We start from the raw sequence: 22,597 nt of genomic DNA on the forward strand, positions 1-22,597 counted from the left end.
CACTCCATTTTTTACTTTTAATGAAGGATGATCTCTATATAACAAATACCTTATTTATACTTTTTAACATTTGAAAAGATGTCTCGCCCCCCTTCTTTTTCACTTCCTACATAAACTTCGAATGGCTCCTGTATGTCGATAAAATAGGTTGGTTTACCTAGTTGGTGAATCCCCAAAATCTATGTAACTGTCACAGACAATCTGACTTTGACCATGTGAATAGGTGTAGTCGGAATGTTCAAAGACTCCTGCGGCAGTGACGAGCGTTTGCATCGTGAATTTTCTGCGAGTTGCTTCGACGCAGATTACTACGAAGCATTACTTGCAGAGGAAGAAGCAGGAGATTCTACTGGCCTCGCCGGCACCGCCGCGGAAAGCGAAGAACATTCCGGCTACACCTTTCTTCGACTTATTTACTACACTCAATCCTTAAGTTGATGGCTATGGGGTCTGTCCCCGCACAATGTTGTGTAAAATTGTGGGATCGCACACTACCTCCCCCTCTTCCTTCTACATCGCTTGCGTTTTCTCGTCCGGGAAAAGGAGATAGCTCATCGTAACGACTGTATCAATGAATAAAATGAGTACCCAAATGATCACCACTTGATTGAGTGCAGGCTCGCCAAACAAACCGAACGCTTCTGGTGACTCAAACCATCTCACAAGTCCATCTACTTGCAGAGCCTCTGTCAAAGCAACTTGAGTACTAGGAAATACAAGAAAAAACGACACATTCACAATGGTGAACAAAAGCACGTGCAGTCCCCATTCTCTTAAAGACTCCCTACCACTGTTCTTTTTTTCATTCATCCTTTGCCTCTCGTCTTCCGATACATGTGAAGTGTGAAAATAGCGATCGATCTGTGTTCTCAACCAATAATCCAGCTTTAAGAAGTCACTACGACCAAAAGTAATAGCGTACACCACAAAAATAAACACAACCACTTGAAACGTAGACAGTTCTCCCGTGTGACGATAAATAAAAAAGCCAACAATCACATCAAAAACGTTCGAAAGAATAAAAAGCCATAAGCTAATTTTTGTCCCACTGTTGGATTTTAGTAAGTAACGACAGATCGTAAAAGCCACGATAGCAACAATTGCAATGACTTCTGTAGCGATAAACAGCTCCCACTGATAGTGAATCAACCTCTCCACACAAACACCTCCTAGAAGGTTTTTTAAACCTTTTATTGAATCTATTCCTAGCATAGCCCCTCACCTTACGTGAGGAGCAACAACTATTTTGGCGAGGTGTTTGTGTTGTTTAAAGTTAGCGAAGTAGCAAAGAAAACAGGGCTTTCCGTACGAACATTGCATCACTATGAAGAAATTGGCCTCTTGCCCCCAAGTAAAAAGAACGAATACGGACACCGTCTTTACGACGAGGAAAAGCTGTTTACTCTTCAACAGATTTCAGTTTGGAAGGACCTTGGATTTTCATTAAACCAAATCCAAACCTTACTACATAAATCAAACCCGATCGATACCATTTCTGCACAAATAAAGCTCTTAGATGACGAAAAAGAAAGAATCGACAAGAAAAAACAACATCTGATGAGTTTGAAACATATGATCGCTATAGAAGATAAACTCGATTGGGAGATCCTTTTCCAACTCATCGAAGGACGGTCAGCGGCTGCTAAAAACAGAAAAAAGTATGTATCCATGCTCAGCCAGCTTCCTAAATTAGAAGCTACCGACGAAAACAGTCAGGAATGGCTTCTCATCTATCAGTCTTTTAAAGCTCATTATGAAAGAGGTACAGACCTACATGACTCCGAATTACAGAACCTATGCAAAAGAACGATACGTAAGTCCAGTTCCATGTTCGGTGGAGACCTAAAGATGCAGGAGGAATATTGGGAGATCCGAAAATCACCTGAAAAATCAAAAAGCCTGAACCTTTATCCTGTAGAACCGGGCTTAATGTCGTATATGGAAAAAGCCATCAATGCCGTACAAGATGAAAACTAAACGCGTTTTCCCACTCAAATAGACACGCAATCGACCCAATTGCCTACGTCTTTTCATCGACCCTTCTGCTACACTAAAGAAAACGGATTCAGATCCTTGAAGGAGGAACCTGGTTGAGTCAAATTAAAGAGCAGTCCATGTTTGCCCATTCCGAAAGTTCACTTGAAGTGAACGGCCGTAAAATGAACATCACACGCCTTTCAGATGAGCCGGTTGTTGCTGTATTTGAGAATGTCCTCGATGAAGAGGAGTGTAACGCTATTATTGAACTAAGCCGCGGGGAACTAAAACGCTCCAAAGTTGGCACCGATAAACAAGAGCATGCCATGAGAACAAGCAGCGGTGCTTTTCTTGATACTCACCGCTCACACGTCGTTTCAGAAGTTGAAAACCGACTATGTACTATGATGGGCATGCCACTTTCCCACGCGGAGAACCTTCACATTCTTCATTATCGTCCAGGCGAGGAATACAAAGCCCACATGGACTCGTTTACGAAAACGGATGTAAACAACCGAATTGCAACCATGGTCGTGTACTTAAATGACGTGGAAGAAGGCGGAGAAACGCAATTCCCGAAGCTCGGTCTCACCGTTTCTCCAAAACGAGGAAGCGCCTTGTATTTTGAGTACTTCTACAATGATCCTAAGCTGAACGCACTCACCCTCCACGCAGGATCACCAGTTTTATTAGGTGAAAAATGGGCAGCGACCCTTTGGGTTCGTCGTCAGAAGATTCGCACTCAATAAGACATATCAGATACAAAAAAAGTGCCGGTCACAATGTCCGGCACAATTTGTATTCCATTTGTACGAAGGGGCCGTACCTGTCACTTTTTTGTAGGCTAAACCTCTGTTCCAGCCCTTGTGGAAAAAGAGGCACTCCACCGCCTAAAGCAACTGGCGCGTAAGTTACGATTAAACGGTCGATCATAGCCTCTTTCATAAGGGGAGTAATCACGCCGCTTCCACCCACGATCCAAATGTTTTTACCCTCTTTTGCTTTCAACCCTTTTACAAAAGAAGCAAGATCTTCATTCACAAACGTGACGTTTTCATCACGTCCCGTTTTTGAGCGTGAATACACATAACCCATCTTCCCTTGATACGGATACTCATCAGCTAACGTGAAAATATCATCGTACGTCTTTCTCCCCATCACGACCGTATCAATCGTACGATAAAACGCCTCATACCCTGTATCCGGAGCATCAAGAGACGTCAGCCAGTCAATCTCTCCGTCTTCCCTTGCAATATAACCGTCCAAGCTACAAGCTATATAAAGAACTACCTCTCGATTCATCCGACCTACCTCTTTCTAACGAATAGAACCTTTAAGTAGTTACCTTCTGGAAATGTGGGATCAACCGCAAAGTCCTTCGGTAAGGTAAACTCCTCTAAAAGAGTATACTTATGTCCCGTTTCTTTAAATGCTTGATCGATAAATCCTTTGAATTTCTTCATGTGAACTTTCGCCGCATTTGTGGAAGCAACAATCACACCACCCTTTTCAGTAATGGCAATCGATTGCTTCAACAAGTCCTTGTAATCTTTCTCAGCACTGAACGTTTTCTTTTTTGAGCGGGCAAAGCTCGGTGGATCTAGGATTACCGTGTCGAACGACAGTCCTTTTTTTACGGCGTAGTTAAAGTAATCGAACACATCTTGAACGACAATGTTTTGCGCTTCGTAGTCGATCCCGTTGATCGCAAATTGCTCAACCGTCTTTTCATAGCTTCGATTCGCCAAATCCACGCTCGTCGTCTCCGTAGCGCCTCCAAGAGCCGCAGCCACGGAAAATGCACCAGTATAAGAAAACGTATTGAGCACGGTTTTGCCTTTAGAATAGTCATCACGAATGGTACGGCGAACGTCCCTTTGATCCATAAACACACCAACCATGGCTCCTTCATTCAAATAAACCGCGAACTGAATGCCATTTTCTTTCACAATCAAAGGAAACTCTCCACGCTCACCGCTCACAAAATCATCGTCTTCGATATATTTGCCCCCAGTTTTAAAGCGCTTCTTCTCATAAATCCCTTTAAAGCTCACCGTTTCTTCCAAGGCAGCGATTACGTCATCTTTAAACGAATAAATCCCTTCGCTGTACCAATTGAGCAAGAGAAAGCCGTCAAAATAATCAATCGTAAGTCCCCCAAGCCCATCTCCTTCACCGTTTACGAGTCGAAAAGCCGTTGTATCCGGATTGTTGAAAAAAGCTTTCCGCTTACTCCACGCTTTTGCGAACTTCCCTTCAAAAAAACGTTGGTCAATTTGCTCGGTTTCCTTTTGAGTAAGCATCCATCCGTACCCTTTATTTTGCCTACCGTAATACCCGCGACCAAGAAAGACTCCTTTTTCATCCTCTAAAGAAACAATGGTCCCTTCTTCTTTTAACCGATCAAGGTTGGCAATCGCTTCTTTAAAAATAAGCGGTTGACCTTGCTTGAATTTATGGGCAAACTTTTGTCTGATTTTTAACGTGACTTGACTCATTTGTTCATCCTCGTTTCTGTTCCATTGATCTTTCTATTCTTTCACGAAAACAAGCGGAATACAAACCACTAATGCTTTAAGTGCAAAAAAAAAGATCCTCCAAAGGAGAACCTACACGACTGCTTCTTTTTGTAAAAATGCCATCGCTTCATCAAAGCTCGTAAAGTGATGTTCATTACTATGGTTGGATTCTTTGGCTGTGCGTTTCAACTGCATCTTGGCAATGGCTCCGTTCACGACAACCGCAGCTTTTCCCAGTCCAGCACTGATGAGCCACTGCTGATGTTTAACAATTTCCTGCTGTGTCTCAGGTGTCCATACTTTTAGCTCGGCCATATCGACAATCATATCAAAGCCTTCTCCTAGTTGATCGATGCACTCGGCAAGCTTTTTGTTCGCTTCCCCTACTTCTTTTGGTCTTACCATGCCGGCCCACTTTAAGAGTATGACCTTTTTGCTCGTATCCACGATCTTAACATCCCACATGTTCATTCCCCCACGATCTTTTTTGCACCCATAGCTCAGATACCCTCTCCCTCGATTTTTAAACGTTTTTGTCGAACGATTGGTGTGAGTTGTCGAATTGTTTTGTAAATTTCGGGGAATATCATTTGCTTTAATGGATCAAAACGAACGGGATTATCAGCTAACTGGAACATAACTCGAATAAGTGGCTCAACCTTAAAATATGTAGCTCAAACCAAAAATAAATGGATCAACCCACCGATAATCTCAGACAAAACAATGATAAGTGGATCATACGAAAACCGAAATAACTTAAAAGTGACAAACAAAAGAAGCCCTCACAGAGAGCTCCTTTCATATTTATACAGTTGTCGTTTCCACAGCCTGTTTTTTTTCACGATAGACCGATTTAAAGAACATCGTTTGGAAAATAAGCAGCAGGCCACTCACGGACCAGTACAGCGGCAGGGCTGCGGCAACGTTGAACGAAAACACCCCCATGATAATTGGGGTCACGTAACCGAGCATGGCCATTTGCTTTTGTTGCTGATCATCCATACCAGACATGGATACTCGAAATTGAATCAAATACACGCCACCAGCAATAAACGGCAAAATCATATCAGTTTGTCCAAGGTTAAACCACAAAAAGCTATGTTCGGCAATTTCCGGTGTACGCATGATCGCATAGTAAAACCCAATCATAATTGGAAATTGAATCAGCATTGGCAGGCAACCCATAGACGTGATCGGATTGAAGTTGTGCTCACGGTAAAGAGCCATCATTTCCTGTTGAAGCTTCTTTTGGTTTTCCGGGTTTTTACGATCCTTGTATTTTTCCTGAATCTCTTTCATGGCCGGCTGAATGTGAGCCATCTTCTCCCTTGTCGTACGTTGACTTTTATATTGTTTCATCATAAGCGGCATTAAAGCCAAACGAATGAGAAAAGTCATAAATACAAGGGATAAGCCATAATTCCCTGCAAACATTCCTGCAAAGAATTTAATTGAAAACGAAAACGGCCAAACGACGTAATGGTTAAAAACCCCTGTCGTTTCCGCGTTAATCGGTTCTGTGGAAGCACCACATCCCCCTAAAATCACGAGTAATAATCCAAAAACGAGCAAAAGCTGAACGTTCCTAAGTGATGCAGATGTTTTCTCCATATTTATCCTCCTCGCTCTCATTCATCATGTCCAACGAGAAGGAAAAATAATCCGCATCATCTTCAGGTGCTTCTTTTCTTTTTACAATCCGAGTAATAAAGCTTTGCCTCTCCTCGATACTCTCACCAGCGTCATCGTCGTCCATCCCGGTACGATCAAGAGTAGCAATGCGACTGTTCGCCATATGCCTGTTCCGAATCATACACTCGTGTGACATGTAGTTAACCCACTGAGCCCCGGCTAATGCCACAAGAATACTAATTGAAATTAAAATCGGCACCAAATCATGATAATGCTCTAAAAACATCTGCATTCACCTCCTTTATGAACCTTACGTTACTCTCATCATCGTTTATTTGCAAAGCAATGTCAAAGGGAGCTTTTGGCACATGTGGGAGGAGTTTTGACAAGTCTTGTCTTATCTTCCTCGCCTAGAGCCAGACTGTTTTCGCCCACTTCGACCGTCACGACCGCTTCGTTGGCCAGGATTCGTCCCTTTACGATTACGGTCCTGCCAAGGTTTTTTCTTTTTGTGCCTTTCACCAGCGCCAATTCCTGTTTCCAGACTTTGATCAGCCTTCGCTTCCGACTGAACTTTTTTAATTGAAAAACCGATCCCTTTTTCAATCAAATCCAAATGCATCTTATCTTTTGGTGCTACCAGCGTGACTGCCAATCCGTCGTTCCCCGCTCGGCCCGTTCGCCCAATTCGATGAACATAGCTCTCTACATCGTGGGGAATGTCGTAGTTGTACACGTGGGTCACACCTTCAACATCCAGCCCCCTCGCGGCCACATCCGTTGCAACAAGGTATTGAATCTTCATTTCTCGAAAGCTTTTCATGACTTTTTCTCGCTTCGCCTGTGATAAATCACCGTGAAGCTCATCGGAGTTGTATCCACGTTCTTGAAGTGCCTCATTTAATGTAGACGCTCTTCGTTTCGTTCGACAGAATAAAATCGCTAGAAACGGTTGGTGCTCATCCAACAACCCACGCAATGTGGCTTGCTTTGCTCTGTCTGTTGTTTCAACCACGAGCTGGTCGATCTCCTCCACGGTAATTCGCGTGGCTGCGACCTTAAGAAATGTGGATTTTTTCATGTATCGCTTCGTGAGGTCACGAATTTCCTTTGGCATCGTTGCTGAAAAAAGCATCATCTGTCGAGTTGCCGGTGTCGCAGAAATCACATCTTCTACTTCGTTCAAAAAGCCCATATGAAGCATCTGGTCTGCTTCGTCCAATACGAGCATGTCTACTTTATCCAAACGAACTGTCCCTCTTCGCATGTGATCGAGAAGGCGCCCAGGAGTGGCAATAATGAGGTGAGCACCTTTATTGAGTCTGTGGAGCTGCTTCTCAATGTCTTGTCCTCCGTAGACCGGTAGTACTTTTACATCGGGCTCACTCTCGATTAGCTTTGTTACTTCTTTTGTGATTTGCAAAGCCAGTTCTCTTGTTGGGGCTAAAATCAGCCCTTGAGTGTGAGTGACACTCGTATCAATCTTCTCAAGCATCGGCAAAACGAAAGCCAATGTTTTTCCTGTTCCTGTTTGTGACTGGGCCACGACGTTTTCCCCGAATCGAAGAACGGGAATCGCCTGCTCTTGGATCGGTGTCGGTTCTATAATTCCGAGGTTCTCTAAAACCTTGTTTGTCTCTTCTTTGATTCCTAAATGGATAAAGCCTTTCAATCTGTTTTCCTCCTAAATGCTTCTCTCGCACGTTACTAGTTGACCATCAGTGTATTATAACAGAAACGAGCATGTCAGGTTTGATTGTTTCGTGGTAAAATAAAGCACACTACGTTTTAAAGGAGTCTTCACTTATATGAACGGACAAAACCGCAAAGACATTACGCCTGGTGCCAATGTGAAAATTGTATTAAAAAAAGATCAGCGTGCCGGCACGCTCACTTCCGGGGTTGTAAAGGATATACTCACAAAATCCCCTAACCACCCCCATGGCATTAAAGTTCGCCTTCAAGACGGTCAAGTGGGACGGGTAAAAGAAATTGTAAGAGACGAAGAGGCGTAACTGCCTGTTCGTTTTTTTATGAATAAATGCCTTCTTCTTAAAGGGGGGATCTCAACTTGAGCGAACGGATAGAATTCCTTTGACAGCCGTAAGATCCACTTATTCACTTATTTTTTAATTGAGCCACTTATTCTGTATTTGCTCCAGTTAGCCCCACACTCACAAACGATCTGCCCCTTCCTTGATCACGTCCACCTCTTTCCTTGGTTTCGATACAAACGGGTTATCTTTAACCCAGAAGCGCCACGGATAGTCTCTCGCTTCACCACTGTTATCAATCCCAACCCTCGGGCCAACAGAAATGTCAAAGTCATGTCTCGTATCGGCTGCGATATATATCGGTTGCTCATAAAAACGACGGCCGTAATCATCACGAGTGATTCCAAGGGCTTTTGTAAGCTTCCCCGGACCACTTGTGAGGTCGTATAACCGCTTTTTCTCCCCTCGCCTCTCATACATAAGGTCCTTACCGTAAACAGGCTCTACAGCGCGAATGAGGACCGCCTCAGGCATGTCCACCTTTCCACTTACGACATTCACTAAACAGTGTGTGTGCATCACATACGTATATACAGTGCCAGGTTCATGAAACATCGCTTCCGTTCGCTTCGTTCGCCTGCCTTTAAAACTATGAGCAGCACGATCATCAGGACCCAGATACGCTTCCGTTTCTACTATGCGTCCTGCAGCAACCCCTTCCTTCGTTTCTTTGACTAGTACTGTACCTAATAATTGTTTTGCTAGTTCGATTGTTGGCTGATGGAAAAATTCTTTCTTTACCGGTTGAAACAACGTCTCATCTCCCCTTTATCGAGAAGGCACTGAAAAAGTTCGATCTTTAACTTTTTCAATGCCTTTCATCTATCTGCATAATTTACCCCTATTTACGAACAGTAATGTTAGTTTTTAATTTTGCTTTATACGAAAGTTGAACGCTTTCCTAATGTTTAATAGTAAGAACCATCCAACGGTTCACTCCAATTATTTTGAATGAGGTGCTTTTCGATATGCAAACAATTCAAGAGATCTTCATCGTCTTAGGAAGGATTGTGACCATTCTTCCTCTCGTCCTTTTTATTACCCTTTTTATGGGCCGAAGAGCAATTGGGGAACTCCCCGTTTTCGATTTTCTGATCATCATTACACTTGGTGCTGTAGTTGGCGCCGATATCGCCGATCCAAGCATTAAACATTTGCCCACAGCCGTAGCGATTGTAGCAATCGGCGTACTTCAGCGTATTGTTTCGTCGTGGAAAATTAAGAACCGCAAGATTGGACGATTTGCTACGTTTGAGCCACTTATCGTAGTAAAAGACGGCAAATTTATCGTTAAAAATTTAAAGAAAATACGTTTTTCTGTTGATAACATTTTGCAGATGCTACGGGAAAAAGATGTGTTTGATTTAAGCGAGGTAGATACTGCCATCGTGGAAGCAAACGGCGCTGTTAGTGTCAACAAGAAGCCTGGTAAACACACCGTTACCATTGAAGATATGAACCTGCCAACGCCTCACTCCAGCATTTCATATCCTCTCATTATCGAGGGGCTTGTTTATACTACCGTTTTAGAAAAGCTTGGTCTGACTGAAACATGGCTTACTGAGGAACTTTCACGCCTTGGCGTAAAGAGTACAGATCATGTGTTCTTTGCGTCTGTAAATGACCAGTCTCATCTCCATATTTCTTTAAGGGATGAAACATCTGACAACACCCCCTCCTTTCACCATTAGCAGTTACATTGTTTTTCATATACAGAGGAATCCCTTTACCACAAGTATGTAAGCGCTTGTTTATAATCAGTTTAATAAAAATGTTCAGAATAATTCATTTTTAGTGTTGACCTACTCCAATAACGGGCGTAATATAAGCTTCATAATTATTGAAAAGACGCGAAAAACAGACGTTTCCTGACTCAATATGACAGCAGGAGTCGTTCTTTTACACTTTATACTTTTACTTTAGTACAGCGTCTCACCATTTAAAGAAAGGAGTGGTTACATGAGCAGTCAGTGGATATTTTTAAGCGGTAAGTTTGTAAAGAAGGAAGAAGCAACAGTGTCAGTCTACGATCATGGTTTTCTATATGGCGATGGGGTGTTCGAAGGTATTCGAGTTTATAGCGGCAATATCTTTAAACTCGAAGAACACTTGAACAGATTGTACGATTCAGCCCAATCGATCATGTTAAACGTACCTTATACAATGGAGGAAATGGCAGCGATTATTGTTGGCACTGTGCAAAAGAACGAGCTGGATAGCGCTTATATCCGCGTTGTCGTGTCCAGAGGCCCCGGAAATCTTGGACTGGATCCGACACTCTGCTCTAAGCCACAAGTGGTTGTGATTGCTGAAGAGTTGTCGATGTTCCCTAAGGAATTATATGATAAAGGGCTTCGTGTTGGTTCGGTAGCTAGTCGCAGGAACCGTCCCGATGTGTTAAGTCCACAAGTGAAATCCTTAAACTATTTAAATAATATCCTTGTAAAGTTAGAAGCCAATCAACAAGGTGTTGATGAAGCTCTTATGCTTAACGATCAAGGGTATGTGACTGAAGGATCGGCTGACAACATCTTTATTCTGAAAAATGGCACGATCTACACGCCACCTGTTTATTTAGGAGCGTTAGAAGGCATCACACGTAATGCTATTATCGACCTAGCCCATGAACACGGCTACAAGCTACAAGAAAAGCCGTTTACTAGACACGACGTCTATGTAGCAGATGAGGTGTTTCTCACCGGTACTGCCGTTGAAGTCATCGCTGTTGTAGAAGTGGACGGACGAAAGATTGCTGATGGTAAACCAGGAGAAGTAACGAACCATTTATTATCAAAGTTCAGAAAGCTTGTCATGACAGACGGCGTCTCCTGTTATGCAAACGTCAAACCCGATAAGGCTTACGCAGGGTAGCGCTAGCCTCAAGGAGGGTCAGACATCATGACGACATTCATCATATCCATTTTACTTCTCGTTTTCGGTTACATGACCTATTCAAAGGTCGTGGAGCGAATTTTCGGGATTAACGACAACAATAAAACACCAGCTTACAAAAGTCGTGACGACATGGATTATGTTCCAATGAGCTGGTGGCGCGGAAGCTTAATTCAACTTCTAAACATTGCCGGGCTCGGTCCGATTTTCGGAGCCATACTCGGCGCATTATATGGTCCTGTAGCGTTTATTTGGATTGTCATTGGTTGTTTATTCGCTGGTGCGGTTCACGATTACTTCTCGGGAATGCTTTCCTTAAGACATAATGGAGAACAATTCCCAACGATTGTAGGACGTTATCTCGGAAAATATGTAAGAGTCTTTATTTATATCATCTCAATTATCCTAATGATCTTAGTAGCTGCCGCCTTTACTGCAGGGCCCGCTCAACTTATCGCTGAGCTTACACCTCTTAGCTTCATGGCTGCTTTAGGCTTTATATTTGCTTACTTTTTAGTCGCTGCGATCTTACCGGTCAATAAAATCATCGGAAAGATTTATCCAGTATTTGGAGCCATCTTGATTTTCATGGCAGTAGCGATTGCCGGAGCATTACTTTTTACGAATCAACCAATTCCGAATCTATCCGTGTCGAATTTCCATCCTGAGTCTTTGCCATTGTGGCCACTCTTAATGGTAACGATCTCTTGCGGTGCGATTTCTGGCTTTCATAGTACACAAAGCCCGATTATTGCCCGGACAATAAAAAAAGAGTCGGATGGTCGAAAAGTGTTTTACGGAGCCATGGTTGCAGAAGGGATTATTGCTCTGATCTGGGCCGCAGCAGGAATGACGTTCTTTGGCGGTACAGAAGGCCTTCAATCTGCACTTGCAGCTGGAGGACCAGCAGGGGTAGTCAATGAAATTTCGACCTCTTTATTAGGAACAATCGGTGGTATCTTGGCGATTCTCGGTGTGATCATCCTGCCAATCACGACTGGTGACACAGCTCTTCGTTCTTCACGCATGATGCTAACTGAATTTTTAGGTAACTCGGTAAAAGGACTGTCTGGGAAAAAGAAAGTGGTTCTCGCTACAATCCCTGTAACTGTCCCAGCCATCTATCTCGCTACAATTGATTACACGTTCTTATGGAGATATGTAGGATGGACAAACCAAGTTGTAGCAACCATTATGCTCTGGACAGCCGCTATGTACCTTTTAAAGCATTTCAAGTTTCATTGGATTTGCGGAATACCCGCGATGTTTATGACGAGTGTTGTCTGCACATATATCTTCTATGCACCTGAAGGATTCGGTATGGCTTATGAACCTTCTCTTGCAATCGGATTGACACTCACAAGCTTTGTGTTAGCTTGGTATATCAGACAAATCTTTGTTCATAAAAAAGAAAAACGAGAAGACAATGTATCAAGTCTTGCTTCATAACAAAAACCCGGTCTAATAGGCCGGGTTTTTGTTATTTCTTTAAGGATGTTAATCCTTTTTCTCCACTTGGATTAACAGGTGGCTATGAATCTTGGACCCTTATCTTGATTGTGGGGCAACTTGATCTTCATTCAACAGATATTCACCTGAAACAGGTGCTCTTCTATGACCTGACTTCCCTTTACCAGGATGTTCTTTTCGGGCGAAGTCATAGATTGCCGCACCAATAAGTTGTCCACCTTCTTTTATTCGGCTTTCACTGATCTTATCGATTGTATCAAATGGGGTATGATACCAAGGCTCTAAAGCAGCCGTTCCAGGCTCTCTTCTGATGAAATTGGCAGCATCTATTCCCGCTTCATAGAAAGCAACGTGATCGGATGCCCCTCGTTCAAATAAAACAAGAGAATCATTTCCCAGTCTCTCAGCTGCGGCACTGGCAGACTGCCAAACCTGGTTCGGCGCACCGTCTACGACATTTACATATAGGCTTGTGGCTGGCTCCCAGTTCGTACCTACCATATCCAAGTTAAAGTTTGCCGCACTACGGGCAATCTCACCTTCACTTAGCTGGCTAACATAATATCGTGATCCAACAAGTCCGATTTCCTCAGCTCCTACAAAAACAAAGCGAACTTCTTTTTCAGTTGGATAAGGGGCCATAATTCTCGCCAGTTCTAGGACTACACCCGTTCCCGATGCATTGTCACTAGCGCCTGGAGAGTAAGGAACACTGTCATAGTGAGCCGTGACATAAACGATTTCAGGATCGTCTGATTTTTTACCCTTAGGTTCTTTAACAGCAATGACGTTTTGTGATACTTGATCGGTTACTTCACCGATAGTAATAACTGCCGTTCCACCATTATTAAGCAAGCTTTCTCCATCAGCTTTCGTAACACCTACCACAGGAACATCCGCTTGGTTTGCTCCTAAGCTCGGTGTAGGTGGTACAAGGGCTTCTGCGTTATCAAAAATAATGACCCCGACAGCACCAGCCTCTTGGGCGTTATAAACCTTATCCCAGAATGGAATCTCTCCTCGTTGAACTAACGCTATGTTTCCGTCCACCTCAGCTGGGAAATCACCTGCTCCAAGGCCTAAACCGGAGTAAACAACGTCGCCCGAAATGCCTTCCTCATCTGTGGAAGCAGATCCAGGAGAAATCCGGATAGCAAACTCCTCATCACCACTGACCAACGTCCCTGAAAGTCGGTTCGCAATATCAAACTCCTCGGTTGAAACCTCATACCCATAGTCCTCTAACTGCTCTTGAATATATGTAGCCGTTTCTTTTTCCTCGTCTGTTCCCGCAACCCTAGGGCCGATTTCCTCAGTCAGGTGATAAATATGATCCATTACACGGTCTGTATCAAATCTCTGGGTGATTCTTTTGTCAAAAGCCGATCCTGATTGACCTGGTGCCTCTGCATAAGCAGATTGCCCTGATCCTAAAGAATTTCCACCCAACCCTACCATAGGAACCGTTAAAACCATTAAAGATGCTAAAACAGTAGCGACAACTTTTTTCATAAATACCCTCCTGTTCATCATTTAGAAATACGAAATAGTAATCTACTATTCTAGTTTCGATGGACAGGCTAATCTTGCCAATAGACCATAGGACCTTTAATTCTGAAAATTCAGTTATAAAAATGCCTTTTTACCCACGACCAGAGAATGGATTTACCAAAGAGGAAGGGATTGGGGAAAATAATGAGGTGAATGAGGAAAATAAAAGACCGCTTGCGTAAAATAGTAGGTCTATTATGTAGAATAGTAGGCCTATTAAGTAAAATAAGTCGTTCATCCATGACTTATTGACCCTACACAAAAATAGAAAAAGCCACAGCCCACATTGGCTGTGACTCTCTCCTTAACGATTCATACGATCCAAAAAGCCCCCAAGCAAATCGTCTGCACTTTCCTCTTCAGGCTCCTCATCTTCATTTGAAGAAGCTTGTTCTTCCCTCGCTTGGTTCCAATCGAACTGGTCGAGTTGATCATCAAATTCAGACTCACCCATCCGGCTCTCATCGGCCCCAGAATCCATTCCGGACTCTCGGGGAGGGTGTTGCTCCCCACCATGATTAAACGGCCCTGGTGGCCCTTCCTGAAGGTATAATGCCTGATCAATGTCTAAGGAGTGGCTGTTGAGTGAAGCAAGTACAGATGATGCTCTCATAGGGTCAGCAAGAAGCTGATACACAATATTTCCAAGTAACGCTTCTGAATGTGCGTGCTTAATCCAGTTACGTTGCTCTTTACTTAGCCCCTTGGGCAAAGGAATCGTGATCGTTTCTCGCTCTCTTTGAATCGACTGGTTAACCCCATCGAGTGCAAATTGTGCAATCTTACTGGAAAAATTCCGTTTCTCTGTTTCTTTTAACTCTTGTAACTGCTTGATGAGATGGTCAGGTGTATCGGAAGGCAAACGAAAAGTAATCGCCTGCCCTCTTTCTATTCCGCTTGTCCCCTTTTTAGCCATGGAATCACCCGATTAGTTTTTTACTGTCTTTTTCTCTTCTTTGCCTTTTTTCTCATCCGCTTTTTGCTTTTTACGAACAGAATCGGAGATGAGTTTGTAGTAAGCATTGGCCATCATCCAAATACTTTCTTTCTCATCTTCAAAGAAGTCGATGTTATAACCATCCAAATTGTTATTTAACGTCTTTAGGTAGTCTTTCAATACCATCGCTCCGCCACCAACAAAGTAGCAGATTTCTGTTTGAGAGTTTTTCGCCCATACATTACGTAAGTGACGGTATTGTTTTTTCGCCAGTTCCAAAAGAATGCGGTCAGTAATATCATGAACGCTCGTACGGCTTCCTTTGACCATAATGTGATTGCGATCATTCTTCTTCGTAAGAATGTCTACTACATCACGACGACTATCAAGCTCTACACCGTGCTTAGAACGGATTTCTTCGCGAATCTGCTCTAAAGACTCGGACACACCGATGTTGAAACCTTGTGCTTTATCATCATCAACGTTTCGGTTGCGAATAACAGCGATATCCGTAGACAAACCACCGATGTCTTGAATTAAAATCTGCTTGTCAATCAAGTCACGGTTAATAATGTTCAAGTCTTTGTCCATCACCAAGTTAATGTAAGCAGCGAAACCTTCAGGGTACACTTTCACTTCATCAAACTTAATGTTTACTTTAATTCCTTGATACTTAGGTGTAACGAGGAACTCCACTTGGTGTACAGAGCTTAACAATTGAGAGCGATACCCAACATCTTTACCTTCTTTTACTTCACGCAAAGGCAATCCTGTACCAAGAGTGTAGTTGGCTTCTACTACATTATTATTCTTTCTAAATAAATCTTTGTTGTTATCGCTTACTGCATCTAATGCTAATGATGCAAACAACATCACCAATGTTTGATCTTCTTCTGATTTACTGCTTCCCGGATCGAGCTCAGTAGCGTTGTCCGCTTTCGTTGCTAGATTACCAACACGATAAATCACATTGTTTTCTGATAGGGCAGGGGAGTGGACACGAATATGAATGCCATCCAACGGATCTTTATCATCTAATTCTTCAATTCCAATTACAGGACGATCTTCAACATCTCTTGCAATGACGTTTGGTATGTAGAATTCTGCATCCGCCTTTCCAAATAATGCTTTAACAGAGTCGTTCCCTACATCTACTGCAGCGATTCTTGATTTACTCAATTTTCATCATCCCTTCATAAATAAATGAATAGTTAAGGTAAAAAATAGCAACTTGTACCATTTACTAAAAGAGTATATCAGGTTCATAGATACGTCAATGATCCTTTAGTTGTATTCAAAAACGTATACTTGTATACAAATACGTAAACATGTACACAAACATGTACACATACTTATATACCAACAAGTGTACAGTATTGTATACATGTAAACATTATTGTATACACCGTGTTTACGTTTTTGTTTACTTGTATACATTTTTGTACACATGAGTAGTTAAGTAAAAAGGCCCCTTTCCCACTTACTCTTTTTGTAAAAAGAATGCTAGATCTGCCCTCCTTCCCTACCCCCATAAAACTACGTTTGACATTCTGGGCAGAAATAAAGTCGCCTAGAGTTAGCAGTAATTCGTTTGATTTCAGATCCACAAATACGACAAGACTCCCCTTCTCTATTGAAAACCCAGTGTCGATAATGTTTTCTCGGTACACCCCGATCTTTTAGTCGATCGACAATTGTTAAATCTGTCGTAATTCCACGAGTTTTATAGGATTGTGTCATTAAATCAATGACGGCATGTGATGCCGCCGTCAACTGCAAGCTTGTGCAGTCCTTTGGGCGAAAAGAAGGAGGAATTTTGGCTACAAATAAGATCTCACTACGTAGATAATTGCCGATACCTGCAATAAACGACTGATCAAGGAGTAGTGCTGACCACCTTCTACCAACGAAAGGCTTTGACAAAAATCGCTCCAAAAGGGCATCAGGAGTGATTGGTTCACTAAGGATATCAGGCCCTACCCTACTCACAAAAGGGTGAGCAGACACCTCTTCGTCCCGTAAAACCTCAATATCAGAAGCACTATACAGAAATGCTGATTTCTTTTCATTGTGAAGTGCAAGGCGTAGTTGACGGTTTGTCTTCGGATAGTCATACGCTTTTTTAATCACCCACTTCCCATACAGTTGATTATGGGAATATAGGGTATACCCGTTGTCAAAGCGAGTGAGCATGGCTTTCCCTTTCGTATCCACCTGCAACACATGAGACCCAATTAGCGCTGACTCAAAGCTTTTTAAGTGATCAAAAGCGAAGAAAACATCCAGTAAGGGCAAAGTAGAGAGGGCTTTTTCAACTCGATCGGCTGCAAGACGAATTTCCGGACCTTCCGGCATAGGTATCACCTCTCTTTTCACTCATTTTGTAGTCCTAAATTCTTATAGAATGAGGGAGTAACGGGTTAAAATGGCGTAAGCTTCCAAAAAATCACTTCTTGGTTTGTTGAATAATGAAGAATTGGGTCATGATCTGGGAGGTAAATCGAATGTGTAAGAGCTACTCTATTGTCTATAAATGTGGCATCCGCTTTTTGAAGGTTCCATGGTAGATGGTGGATGTCACCTCGATAGATCTTCTCCTTGTGAGACGTAAATAAACAGTACCGCTCCGTCAGCCAGTATTCTAATGAATCTGGAGCTGAAACAAAAGGGGTTCCCACCGGTTCATAAGACGCTGAAAAGGTCCCAACTGAATCACTCTGCCTTTCTGATGAGAAAAAGACACCTTTTCCTTCCCTGCGGATACTTATTTTGGAAAAATAATAAGGAAGGTGAAAGAAACGCCGAGCAGTTTGAACAGCAAGCCTGTGGTTTGCGTCCAAACTAAAGAAATACACACCAGGCACACCTTTATACGTGACATATGTCCTCACGTTCAATTCAAGCAATGAGCTGGCAAAAGGAATGGGAGGGATCCACCGTCCCCTCACGTGATCCATAGCAAAAGGAACAACTCCTACATATGCTTCTTCCCTCCAAGTGTCCAACACCATACCTTCAGGAAGCTTGTCCTCAAGTTGTGCAGCATTCACTTTCCAGTGAGCAAACAACAAATCGTTCCATACTTGTTTCATAATCCACGGGCCCTTAGGTGGTAAAAAGGGTCGGTGAGACGTTTCCTTTAACATCTCGCCACCTCTCTTTCAAAATCATCTACATTATCAATGCCCTTATTTAAATCAAATCAATCAACATGTGGATAAGTGACTTCCCTCCGTTCTTTTTAAAGAACGCTTTTTATCAGTATTAAAGATATCCACAGTATTTCGTATTCATCTGGGAGCCTGCGATTAAGAGGACTCTGAGTAGCTCATGGCTACATATAGGTTTTATTGGCACTTTTATCTCTGGTATAACAATAGTAATTCCACACTAACCTAATTCAGTATAAACCTACTTTCTTCTTATTTAATATGTACAACTAATTATCATGCCTAGGATCATTCATGAAAATGAATAAACTTTCAAGATCCTGTAATAAAAACATGCTCCTCTTCGAAGGCTGAGAGCATGCTTCTACATCACTTTTTATTCAAGAACCGCCTCTTTATCACCATTCGATTAAAATCCTTCTATTATTCTGTTCAATGTTTAGAATCAACAGACCTTTAAAAGATTAATAAACACCTCTTAGTTAGAATTACGATCGGTTTTTGTCTTCTTAACCTCTATTTGATTCCTTCTCTAATCGTATTCAATGTATTTAAACTCTCAGATTCCAAATTATGCATATTTGTGTAATTAACGAGGATGCTACAAGTAATAACAATAAGCGGGGTCTAACCATGCACCAAAAAAATGAGCGAATTAACATTTTTCATACATTGGCTATTTTCATCACATCAGTAGGTCTCCTAAACCATGTGATTATTCTTCCGCCATTAACAGAAGTTGCAGGGAGAGACGGTTGGATTTCCATATTGCTTTCAACCATAATTGCGCTTCTGTGGGTGTATATTATTGTCTTTATCAATAAAAAGACCAATCAAAAAAACGTATACAATTGGCTGATTGATCATACCGGCATTATTACAGCAAACATATTCGTATTCGTCCTTATTCTCTTTTTACTCTCCCTTGCCGTGGTCACTCTGAATGACCTTGTCACTTGGACAAATGTGTCGTACTTACCGAACACGCCGAAGTTGGTGCTGGTAATTACTTACGTCCTTCTATGCTTTTGCACAGCCATTACCAACATCCGCACGTTGGCGATTTTAAATATTCTTCTTTTGCCGGTCATTATTATTTTTGGCATTTATGTGGCGTCTATAAATATGCCGGTTAAGGATTATTCTTTATTAACCCCTGTTTTGGAACATGGATTCCAGCCAGTCATAAAGGGAATGATTTACCCAGGAGCTGGACTAGCAGAGCTTTTTCTCCTCCTTCTTATCCAGCATCGTGTAAAATCCCGTTATAAATATTGGCAAGTGGCCTTGATCGTCGTTTTCTTAGGCGGTCTCTCTTTTGGCCCACTCACTGGAGGTATTGCTGCATTCGGTGTAGAGCAGTTGAAGCAGCTTCGCTTTCCTGCCTATCAGCAATGGAATCTTGTAACGATGGGCCGATATATCGAGCACGTGGATTTTCTCTCCATATACCAATGGCTGTCAGGGGCATTTATAAGGATTTCACTCATGTTTTTTATTATTGTGGACCTTCTCGACATAAAACCTGGTAGGAACAGGGTCATCGGGCTGGCTTTTCTCTCTGTAATCCTCATTTGTTCCCTTTATTTACCTTTTTCAGATATGCAGTTTATTATGTTTATCCAGACATCCTTCCTTCCTTTCTCATTTGCTTTTTTGTTTGTGATTTCATTGCTCCTACTCATGATTATCTTGGTTAAAACGAAAGGAGTTGCAAAAAAATGATTTTTTTTCGCAAAAGGAAAAAGGCCCAACCTGAAACCAAAACAAATTCGCCCCTCCCTCAGAAGTATGATCATGCTGTTTCGGAAGAAGAAATCAGAAAAGCATTTAAAAAGTGTAGCGATGTAGTCGTAGAAGATTATCAATTCAATGAGCACCCTTCTTCCCAGATCCTGTTAATCTACACAAAAGGACTTACAAATGTTGAATTACTGAATAAAACCGTCATACCAACTATAGAAGCTCACTTCGGTTTTGAAAAAGACCTGGATACATATCGGAAGAACTCTACCTTTAAAAGGATAAACAGCATGAATCAAGTTATTGACAAGGCGTTTAACGGTGATTTAATTCTTTTTGAGAAAAGCTCCAACAAAGCATTTGTCATCGATATTTCGCAACATCCACAAAGGAGGCCTGAGCAACCAAACAATGAGATATCTGTAGTCGGGCCAAGAGACGGATTTATTGAGGAAATTGACGTGAACCTTGCACTCATTCGCAAAAGGCTAAAGACCACATCCTTGTCATGTGAAATGTTTGTACTTGGAGAAAGGAGCCAAACCAAAGTCGCTCTTCTGTATATGGAGGATATAGCCAGACCTCAAATGATCGACCACATTCGTCAATCACTTGAAAAGATTGAAATCGACGCAATTTTAAACTCTCAGCAGCTTGAAGAATTGCTCAGTGAATCATCTTTCAGACTCTTTCCTATGTATCAGAATTCCGGAAGACCAGATTATGTGTGCGATGCGTTATTGAGAGGGCGGTTTGTAATGCTTGTCAATGGCATTCCCCAGGCCATTGTGGCACCGGTGAACATCACCCTTTTCTTAAAAACGGCTGAAGATGCGGAATATAGCTGGCATTACAACAGTCTGGAGAGGATCCTGAGAATTGCAGGTCTATCAGTAGCTGCGTTTCTCCCTGGATTTTGGGTTGCCCTATCTGCCTTTCACCAAGATCAGATCCCGTTTATTTTGTTGGCAAGTGTAGCGGAAACCAGACAGGGAGTCCCTTTACCGACAGCGCTGGAAGCCTTCGTTCTTGTAGGCCTATTTGAATTATTCCGCGAAGCCGGACTCCGGCTTCCCCTTGCGATTGGACAGATACTCGCCGTTGTCGGGGGCTTAATTATTGGAGATGCTGCGATCAACGCCGGTTTAACTAATCCTGCTATGGTTGTTGTTGTAGCTACTTCTGCAGTAGCTACCTTTACTCTGGTCAGCCAGGCCTTACAAGGTACCATAACTATTTTGCGTTTCTTTGTACTGCTAAGTTCCGCTGCGCTCGGTCTGTTCGGCTTTTTTATCAGTGCTTTTTTTATCCTACTGTACGTTTGTAATCTGCGCTCCTATTCAATTCCGTATATGGTACCACTTGGACCAATGAGGGTAGGGGACTGGATGAAAAGCATATTCAAAATTCCATGGAAGAAACAGACGAAGAGACCTGCAATTCTTCATACGGATGATGATGAAAGGCAGGGGAACACCCAATGAGGCTTAGCATGATAATCAAAGTTTTTCTTCTCTGTCTCACTTGTCTCACTATGGGAGGTTGCTGGGATTCAAAGGAACTGGAAGGGCAATATTACATCCACTCTATAGGTGTAGATTATGAAGATGGAAAATATGTTGTCTATGGACAGATTATCAACTTTGCCGGCGGTGGGGAAGATGGTAACAGTGGAGGGACTAACGGAAACAGACATGAAAATGTGAAAATCGCCAAAGGAACAGGGGATTCGGTGGTGGCAGCGATTCATAACTTATACATTTCAACCCAAAGAAGAATTTATTGGGGCCACCTTTCTTCTGCTGTTTTTCATGAACGGTTATTGGATGAAAACTTTAAAAGTGTACTCGATGACTTTTCTAGATACTATGAAATCAGACCCACCTTGTGGATGTTCATCACGTCTGATCCAGTATATGAGATACTAGGAACTTTTCCTGTGATGCAGACCAGTATTCTCTATTCGTTTTTGGGTGATCCTGTTGAGAGTTACGAACAGAGTGCACGCGTCGCCCCTATTCGCAAAAGTCGTTTTGAAGCAGAATTGTACGACCCGGGAAGGACCCTAATCCTCCCATCTGTGGGCATCGTCCGGGAAAAGTGGTACACCCCTCTTGATTTCCAAAGGAACCTGAGTTTAAATAAGGCGGGATTTCTAACACAAAATTCTTATAAAGGCAGTCTTGGTGAGGCTGACATTAACGGATTGTCTTTTATAGATGAGGAAGCCGGAAGAAACCCGACTATTATACGGAAAAATGACAAGCCTGTCGCCACAGTGATTGTTTCTGATCCAAAATTAAAAGTAGTCCCTGAAATTACCGGTGAATTTGTTACTTTTTCAATTGAGCTTGCTGTATCAGGAATGGTTATTGAGCTGGCAGAAGAGGTAGACGAACAGTTTCTAAATGAAAACCTCGGCAAAGTGGTAGAAAGCCAGATCAGACATACGTTTGAAAAAGGCGTTGAAATAGGTGCCGATATCTACAACCTCTCACATAGCCTGTATAGAGAAGATCCTGAACAATGGGAGCAACTTACAAACGAGCAAGGAGAACTTGAACTGACTCAGGATATACTAAAAGAGATTAATGTCGAAGCCACGATCATTCATTCAGGTTCTGAAAAACTTCACCTTCCCAAATGAATACT

The 22,597-nt window shown here is 42.4% G+C and carries 23 protein-coding genes; 10 read left to right on the forward strand and 13 right to left on the reverse strand.

All coding sequences use genetic code 11. The features are described 5' to 3' along the window. Positions 1-267 precede the first annotated feature (267 nt). On the forward strand, positions 268-438 hold the full coding sequence (locus tag G476_RS0120275) for a hypothetical protein (protein WP_156906649.1): 171 nt from the start codon (positions 268-270) through the stop codon (positions 436-438). A gap of 72 nt (positions 439-510) precedes the next feature. Here the strand turns inward: G476_RS0120275 and G476_RS0120280 are convergent, their stop codons facing one another. After that, positions 511-1,158: a hypothetical protein gene (locus G476_RS0120280; RefSeq protein ID WP_026691701.1), complete on the reverse strand. Its 648-nt coding sequence runs from the start codon at positions 1,156-1,158 to the stop codon at positions 511-513. A gap of 105 nt (positions 1,159-1,263) precedes the next feature. On the opposite strand from G476_RS0120280, the gene G476_RS0120285 reads away from it, so the two are divergent. Both G476_RS0120285 and G476_RS0120290 read left to right on the forward strand, forming a co-directional pair. Next, positions 1,264-1,977 carry a MerR family transcriptional regulator gene (locus G476_RS0120285; protein WP_026691702.1) on the forward strand — a complete coding sequence of 238 codons (714 nt, stop codon included), beginning with the start codon at positions 1,264-1,266 and terminating at the stop codon, positions 1,975-1,977. A 113-nt stretch (positions 1,978-2,090) separates the two neighbouring features. Next, the gene (locus tag G476_RS0120290; protein WP_342664073.1) at positions 2,091-2,726 is read left to right on the forward strand and encodes a prolyl hydroxylase family protein; all 636 of its coding nucleotides are present in this window, start codon (positions 2,091-2,093) and stop codon (positions 2,724-2,726) included. A gap of 28 nt (positions 2,727-2,754) precedes the next feature. On the opposite strand, the gene G476_RS0120295 is transcribed toward G476_RS0120290, so the two are convergent. From G476_RS0120295 to G476_RS0120320, 6 genes are all read right to left on the reverse strand, one after another. Continuing rightward, a complete protein-coding gene (locus G476_RS0120295; protein ID WP_026691704.1) occupies positions 2,755-3,279 on the reverse strand; it encodes a dihydrofolate reductase family protein in 525 nt (174 codons plus the stop codon). 5 nt (positions 3,280-3,284) lie between these two features. Next, positions 3,285-4,475, reverse strand: a complete 1,191-nt coding sequence (locus G476_RS0120300) for a class I SAM-dependent rRNA methyltransferase (protein WP_026691705.1) — start codon at positions 4,473-4,475, stop codon at positions 3,285-3,287. Positions 4,476-4,586: 111 nt separating this feature from the next. Then, positions 4,587-4,961 (reverse strand): hypothetical protein, encoded by a 375-nt coding sequence (locus tag G476_RS0120305; RefSeq protein WP_026691706.1) that lies wholly within the window; start codon positions 4,959-4,961, stop codon positions 4,587-4,589. Between the two features lie 339 nt (positions 4,962-5,300). Then, positions 5,301-6,107, reverse strand: coding sequence for a membrane protein insertase YidC (yidC, locus tag G476_RS0120310; RefSeq protein WP_026691707.1), 807 nt, complete (start codon positions 6,105-6,107; stop codon positions 5,301-5,303). After that, positions 6,082-6,414: a hypothetical protein gene (locus G476_RS0120315; protein ID WP_026691708.1), complete on the reverse strand. Its 333-nt coding sequence runs from the start codon at positions 6,412-6,414 to the stop codon at positions 6,082-6,084. The genes yidC and G476_RS0120315 overlap by 26 nt, the downstream gene beginning before the upstream one ends. Before the next feature lie 111 nt (positions 6,415-6,525). Continuing rightward, complete coding sequence (locus G476_RS0120320) at positions 6,526-7,800, reverse strand: DEAD/DEAH box helicase (protein WP_026691709.1); 1,275 nt, start codon at positions 7,798-7,800, stop codon at positions 6,526-6,528. 136 nt (positions 7,801-7,936) lie between these two features. Between G476_RS0120320 and G476_RS0120325 the strand changes: the two genes are divergently transcribed. Then, a complete protein-coding gene (locus G476_RS0120325) occupies positions 7,937-8,143 on the forward strand; it encodes a YwbE family protein (RefSeq protein WP_026691710.1) in 207 nt (68 codons plus the stop codon). A gap of 159 nt (positions 8,144-8,302) precedes the next feature. Here the strand turns inward: G476_RS0120325 and G476_RS22695 are convergent, their stop codons facing one another. Next, entirely contained in the window at positions 8,303-8,935 is a 633-nt protein-coding gene (locus G476_RS22695) for a DNA-3-methyladenine glycosylase (protein ID WP_051314963.1), read from the reverse strand. Positions 8,936-9,150: 215 nt separating this feature from the next. Here G476_RS22695 and G476_RS0120335 point away from each other — a divergent pair, with 215 nt between their 5' ends. The 3 genes from G476_RS0120335 to G476_RS0120345 all read left to right on the forward strand — a co-directional run bounded on the left by G476_RS0120335 (position 9,151) and on the right by G476_RS0120345 (position 12,523). Continuing rightward, positions 9,151-9,873: a DUF421 domain-containing protein gene (locus G476_RS0120335; protein WP_026691711.1), complete on the forward strand. Its 723-nt coding sequence runs from the start codon at positions 9,151-9,153 to the stop codon at positions 9,871-9,873. 268 nt (positions 9,874-10,141) lie between these two features. Beyond that, positions 10,142-11,053 carry a branched-chain-amino-acid transaminase gene (gene ilvE / locus G476_RS0120340; protein WP_026691712.1) on the forward strand — a complete coding sequence of 304 codons (912 nt, stop codon included), beginning with the start codon at positions 10,142-10,144 and terminating at the stop codon, positions 11,051-11,053. A 27-nt stretch (positions 11,054-11,080) separates the two neighbouring features. Beyond that, positions 11,081-12,523, forward strand: coding sequence for a carbon starvation CstA family protein (locus tag G476_RS0120345; protein ID WP_026691713.1), 1,443 nt, complete (start codon positions 11,081-11,083; stop codon positions 12,521-12,523). A 99-nt stretch (positions 12,524-12,622) separates the two neighbouring features. Here the strand turns inward: G476_RS0120345 and G476_RS22700 are convergent, their stop codons facing one another. The 5 genes from G476_RS22700 to G476_RS0120370 form a co-directional block, all read right to left on the reverse strand. Then, a complete protein-coding gene (locus tag G476_RS22700; protein WP_156906650.1) occupies positions 12,623-14,056 on the reverse strand; it encodes a M28 family peptidase in 1,434 nt (477 codons plus the stop codon). 343 nt (positions 14,057-14,399) lie between these two features. Next, positions 14,400-15,011 (reverse strand): hypothetical protein, encoded by a 612-nt coding sequence (locus G476_RS0120355; RefSeq protein ID WP_026691714.1) that lies wholly within the window; start codon positions 15,009-15,011, stop codon positions 14,400-14,402. Between the two features lie 12 nt (positions 15,012-15,023). Further along, positions 15,024-16,211 carry a ParM/StbA family protein gene (locus G476_RS0120360; protein ID WP_026691715.1) on the reverse strand — a complete coding sequence of 396 codons (1,188 nt, stop codon included), beginning with the start codon at positions 16,209-16,211 and terminating at the stop codon, positions 15,024-15,026. A 357-nt stretch (positions 16,212-16,568) separates the two neighbouring features. Continuing rightward, positions 16,569-17,387: an endonuclease VIII gene (nei, locus tag G476_RS0120365; RefSeq protein ID WP_026691716.1), complete on the reverse strand. Its 819-nt coding sequence runs from the start codon at positions 17,385-17,387 to the stop codon at positions 16,569-16,571. A gap of 65 nt (positions 17,388-17,452) precedes the next feature. After that, positions 17,453-18,124: a YqjF family protein gene (locus tag G476_RS0120370; RefSeq protein WP_245579708.1), complete on the reverse strand. Its 672-nt coding sequence runs from the start codon at positions 18,122-18,124 to the stop codon at positions 17,453-17,455. Between the two features lie 711 nt (positions 18,125-18,835). On the opposite strand from G476_RS0120370, the gene G476_RS0120375 reads away from it, so the two are divergent. The 3 genes from G476_RS0120375 to G476_RS0120385 are packed head-to-tail and all read left to right on the forward strand — an operon-like array spanning position 18,836 to position 22,592. Continuing rightward, positions 18,836-19,927: a GerAB/ArcD/ProY family transporter gene (locus G476_RS0120375; RefSeq protein WP_035187508.1), complete on the forward strand. Its 1,092-nt coding sequence runs from the start codon at positions 18,836-18,838 to the stop codon at positions 19,925-19,927. Then, a complete protein-coding gene (locus G476_RS0120380; RefSeq protein ID WP_051314964.1) occupies positions 19,924-21,429 on the forward strand; it encodes a spore germination protein in 1,506 nt (501 codons plus the stop codon). Before G476_RS0120375 ends, G476_RS0120380 begins: the two co-directional genes overlap by 4 nt. Positions 21,430-21,437: 8 nt before the next feature. Further along, the gene (locus G476_RS0120385; protein WP_169720905.1) at positions 21,438-22,592 is read left to right on the forward strand and encodes a Ger(x)C family spore germination protein; all 1,155 of its coding nucleotides are present in this window, start codon (positions 21,438-21,440) and stop codon (positions 22,590-22,592) included. Positions 22,593-22,597 lie beyond the last annotated feature (5 nt).

Origin of the sequence: Alteribacter aurantiacus DSM 18675, from assembly GCF_000429705.1 — a bacterium.
Taxonomy (GTDB): domain Bacteria; phylum Bacillota; class Bacilli; order Bacillales; family Salisediminibacteriaceae; genus Alteribacter; species Alteribacter aurantiacus.

Bases quoted from the DNA above. Each gene is read 5' to 3' on its own strand.
- G476_RS22700 (WP_156906650.1), bottom strand. From the start codon at position 14,056: ATGAAAAAAGTTGTCGCTACTGTTTTAGCATCTTTAATGGTTTTAACG.
- G476_RS0120345 (WP_026691713.1), top strand. From the start codon at position 11,081: ATGACGACATTCATCATATCCATTTTACTTCTCGTTTTCGGTTACATG.
- G476_RS0120375 (WP_035187508.1), top strand. From the start codon at position 18,836: ATGCACCAAAAAAATGAGCGAATTAACATTTTTCATACATTGGCTATT.
- G476_RS0120295 (WP_026691704.1), bottom strand. From the start codon at position 3,279: ATGAATCGAGAGGTAGTTCTTTATATAGCTTGTAGCTTGGACGGTTAT.
- G476_RS0120325 (WP_026691710.1), top strand. From the start codon at position 7,937: ATGAACGGACAAAACCGCAAAGACATTACGCCTGGTGCCAATGTGAAA.
- G476_RS0120385 (WP_169720905.1), top strand. From the start codon at position 21,438: ATGATAATCAAAGTTTTTCTTCTCTGTCTCACTTGTCTCACTATGGGA.
- G476_RS0120380 (WP_051314964.1), top strand. From the start codon at position 19,924: ATGATTTTTTTTCGCAAAAGGAAAAAGGCCCAACCTGAAACCAAAACA.
- nei (WP_026691716.1), bottom strand. From the start codon at position 17,387: ATGCCGGAAGGTCCGGAAATTCGTCTTGCAGCCGATCGAGTTGAAAAA.
- G476_RS0120305 (WP_026691706.1), bottom strand. From the start codon at position 4,961: ATGTGGGATGTTAAGATCGTGGATACGAGCAAAAAGGTCATACTCTTA.
- G476_RS0120300 (WP_026691705.1), bottom strand. From the start codon at position 4,475: ATGAGTCAAGTCACGTTAAAAATCAGACAAAAGTTTGCCCATAAATTC.
- G476_RS0120355 (WP_026691714.1), bottom strand. From the start codon at position 15,011: ATGGCTAAAAAGGGGACAAGCGGAATAGAAAGAGGGCAGGCGATTACT.
- yidC (WP_026691707.1), bottom strand. From the start codon at position 6,107: ATGGAGAAAACATCTGCATCACTTAGGAACGTTCAGCTTTTGCTCGTT.
- G476_RS0120315 (WP_026691708.1), bottom strand. From the start codon at position 6,414: ATGTTTTTAGAGCATTATCATGATTTGGTGCCGATTTTAATTTCAATT.
- G476_RS0120370 (WP_245579708.1), bottom strand. From the start codon at position 18,124: ATGAAACAAGTATGGAACGATTTGTTGTTTGCTCACTGGAAAGTGAAT.
- G476_RS0120335 (WP_026691711.1), top strand. From the start codon at position 9,151: ATGCAAACAATTCAAGAGATCTTCATCGTCTTAGGAAGGATTGTGACC.
- ilvE (WP_026691712.1), top strand. From the start codon at position 10,142: ATGAGCAGTCAGTGGATATTTTTAAGCGGTAAGTTTGTAAAGAAGGAA.